This window comes from Actinotalea sp. C106 (assembly GCF_023630195.1).
In the GTDB taxonomy this organism is placed as follows: Bacteria; Actinomycetota; Actinomycetes; order Actinomycetales; family Cellulomonadaceae; genus Actinotalea.
This window is the reverse complement of the sequence record NZ_JALPKN010000327.1, coordinates 1-3,179: the sequence shown is the minus strand read 5'-3', so window position 1 is coordinate 3,179 and position 3,179 is coordinate 1. Positions and strand designations below refer to the sequence as shown.

The 3,179-nt window shown below is 73.2% G+C and carries 4 protein-coding genes; 1 reads left to right on the top strand and 3 read right to left on the bottom strand.

Annotation, left to right across the window (positions count from 1 at the left end):
• Positions 1-109 precede the first annotated feature (109 nt).
• Positions 110-1,198, bottom strand: a complete 1,089-nt coding sequence (locus L0B03_RS15735; RefSeq protein ID WP_250447554.1) for an amidoligase family protein — start codon at positions 1,196-1,198, stop codon at positions 110-112.
• Between the two features lie 21 nt (positions 1,199-1,219).
• Positions 1,220-1,777: a hypothetical protein gene (locus L0B03_RS15730; protein ID WP_250447552.1), complete on the bottom strand. Its 558-nt coding sequence runs from the start codon at positions 1,775-1,777 to the stop codon at positions 1,220-1,222.
• Between the two features lie 86 nt (positions 1,778-1,863).
• On the opposite strand from L0B03_RS15730, the gene L0B03_RS15725 reads away from it, so the two are divergent.
• Positions 1,864-2,016 carry a hypothetical protein gene (locus tag L0B03_RS15725; protein ID WP_250447549.1) on the top strand — a complete coding sequence of 51 codons (153 nt, stop codon included), beginning with the start codon at positions 1,864-1,866 and terminating at the stop codon, positions 2,014-2,016.
• Between the two features lie 30 nt (positions 2,017-2,046).
• On the opposite strand, the gene L0B03_RS15720 is transcribed toward L0B03_RS15725, so the two are convergent.
• Positions 2,047-3,179 (bottom strand): molybdopterin-dependent oxidoreductase (locus tag L0B03_RS15720; protein ID WP_250447546.1); only part of this gene is annotated, 1,133 nt, incomplete at its 5' end.

Here is a 3,179-nt window from a genome sequence, read left to right as displayed (position 1 = left end):
GCCCCGGCCGCAGTCTCGGCGTCGTGGGCGGGGGCGTGGGCGGGGGCCGGAACCTCCGCGACGCGCGGGACCGGGGCCGTGTCCGGTCCGGTGACCGACAGCCAGGTCGTCATCGGACCGCTCCCGTCGTCGCCATCGCCTCGAGCGCCCCTGCGGGGTCCCGCGCGGCGTCGGCGTCGGGTCGCGGGACCGGTGCGTCGTCGAGGCACCGACGCAGGAGGCTCTCCACCAGTGCCGCCCCACCGAGGATGCCCGAGGTGTCGATCGCTCCAGGCAGGATGCGCACCTCGACGGTGTCGCGCACGGGCCGCGCGGAGACCAGCTGCGTGAGGTTCACGTCGGCGTACTTCGTCAGCCCGATCTCGCGCGCGGCCGCCTGCAGACCTGGCCACTGGTGGTCGCCGCGGTCCACGAGCTCGAGCAGCTCGGCGGGCAGCGGGGCCAGACGCCGGCACTCGCTGTTCGTCCCCAGGGCTGCCCACAGGGGATCACGCCAGTGGGCGAACAGCCGCACCAGGTTGGCGAACGCCGCGGGCCGCCGGAAGGGGCCGCCGTCCAGGTGCAGATGGACCGCGGCCTCGGCGGGAACCGTGAAGCCGAGGTCCCGCGCGGGGCCCAGCAGGTCTTCGAGCGCTCGGCCGTGGCTGGTGGTGATCGGTGGTGTGATCACCTCGCAGGGTCGCTCGCGGCCGGCGGGCAGGGGCATCACGACGGCGACGGTGGCTCCTGCGCTGTCGTTCACCCGCGCCGCACCGCCCACCACCTCGACCCGTGTGCCGAACAGCTCGGCGACCGGGGCCAGGACCTCGGGCAGGGGCGCTGCCGGGTCGGCGAACCGCTCGATCAGGCGGAGCAGGCGTGGTTCGTCGCACAGCAGCCGGTACCACCCGCGGTGCCCGGGTCGTGCGGTCGTCCCGACCAGGTCGGCCGTGAGGGTGATGTCGTCCGCGAGCCTCGCGACGGGCGTCCCGACGCCGTCGACCACGTCGAATGCGGGGGAGAGGTGCCGGAACACGCCGACGCCGGGCACCGCCGACGGCTCGCTGTCCATGTGGAAGGACCGAGTCACCCTGCCGGCGTGGCGGTCCGCCAGGGCTTCCGCGAGCGTCTGCCGGTCAGAGCCGGCCGGCGCGAGCAGCTCGACCTCGAAGCCGGTGCGTAGCGTCAGGGATGGGATGGTCGCCTCCGGGCGAGTCATCAGCGGTGCCGGGCGCACGGGTCAGTTGCTCGTCGTGGCGGTCGGCGTCCCGCTCGGCTCGACCGGCAGGGTCTCGCCGTCGAGCAGGACCTGGCCGGCCAGCGTCTTGGTCTCCACGGGGTCGGTGTTCCACAGGTCGCTCAGGGCCTGCACGTCCTCGACCGTGTAGCCCGCGGCCCAGAACTCCTCGAGCGCGGGCAGCGCTTCGTCCGGCACCCCTGACAAGGTGTGCGTCCCGGGGGCGAAGGGGAGCTGCTCGCCGTCGAGGATCATCTGGCCTGCGCGTGCCTTGGTGTCCGTGTCGTCGATCTGCCAGAGCTCGGCCAGCTCGACGACGTCTGCCGAGGTGTACCCGGCGTCCCAGAACGCCTCGTACTGAGCCTGACTGTACCCATCGGGCATGGACGACCAGTCGACGCCGACCGCCTCGGCCGCGGACCCGACCGCCTGGCCGAAGCTCGAGCCCGGGTTGGTGGCAGCGGCCAGTCCGGCCCCCGCGACGCAGATGCCGGTGGCCGCGATGCTGATCGCCGTGAGCCGGATGGTGCGGCTGGGGCGGGTACGGGTGGTGCTGGTCATGGGGACCTCCGGTGCGTGGGATGTGCTTGCACACCTAAGACGTCGCTCACCCCCCGAAGTGTGGAGTCCTGCTCGACACGGGAGTCGTGTCGTTCCTCATCGCGGATGCAGGGGGCAACGCGTTGATCGACCATCTCGACAACGCCGTGCGGGAAGACGGCCCGGCGGTCGCGGGAACGGTGCTCGGTGCCCTGGGCCTCGCGGTCGCGATCATCGTCGCCGTGGCCCTGCACGTGTGAGGCCTGCGACGCCTCGAGGACGCACACCGTTCACCCCTCGACGACGACCTCGACCGTGTGGTGTCCGCTCGCGCCGTCGGGGGCGACGGGCGTGCGTCGATCCGTCTGCGTCGTGCCGTCGCCGTCGGTGGCGCGGACGACGAGGACGTGCCGACCCGGCGTCGCGTCCCACTCGTGGACCCACTGCCGCCAGCAGTCCACGTCCAGCGGGGCGGCGAGGCGAGCCTCGACCCACGGGCCGTCGTCGATGCTCACCTCGACGCGCCCGATCCCCCGGGTAGGGGCCCAGGCCACGCCCGCGACCGCCTGGAGGCCGGCCCGGACGGTCGACGAGGGGCGCGGCACGTCGATCCGCGACTGCGTCTTGACCGGGCCCTCCCTCGCCCAACCTCGGGGGATCCAGTACCCGACCTCGTCCTCGAAGGTGGTCAGCTCGATGACGGACAACCACTTCGTGGCCGACACGTAGCCGTAGAGACCTGGGATCATCAGGCGGGCAGGGTAGCCGTGGACTGCCGGCAGCGGCTCCCCGTTCATGCCGAGGGCCACGATGGCGTCCTCGACCTCCAGCGCCAGCTCGGTGGGGAACCCGGCGGTGAAGCCGTCCACCGACCGCCCCAGCAGCTGGGTGGCACCGGCCTGCACGCCTGCCTGGTCCAGCAGCGTCCGCAGCGGTACGCCCTGCCATCGGGCGTTGCCCACCAGCCCTCCGCCGACCTCGTTGGAGACGCAGGCGAGGGTGATGTCTGCCTCGACCTGGGGCATCGCCAGCAGGTCCTCGTAGGTGAGGGTGAAGGGTTGGCCCACCATGCCGCGGACCTCGAGGGACCACAGCGTCGGGTCCACCTGCGGGACGGTCAGCGCCGTGTCGATGCGGAAGAAGTCGTCGTTCGCGATGAACAGCGGGGTCAGCCCGGCGAGCGCGAGGTCGGCGTCGTCGGGGACCGGCGGGGCGGGACGCGCGGGGCGCGGAAGACGAAAGGCCGCCCGCAGCTGCTCGACACGACCGGCCGACGTGATCCATCGTCCGGCCACGGCACCGGTGGCCGCGACCGCTGTGGCGACGGCCACCAGGCGCAGGAACGGTCGGCGGTCGATGCCGGCGCCCGGGGCCTCTTCAGGGGCCGCCGGTGGCGCGGCACGCAGCAGCAGCACGAGGGCCG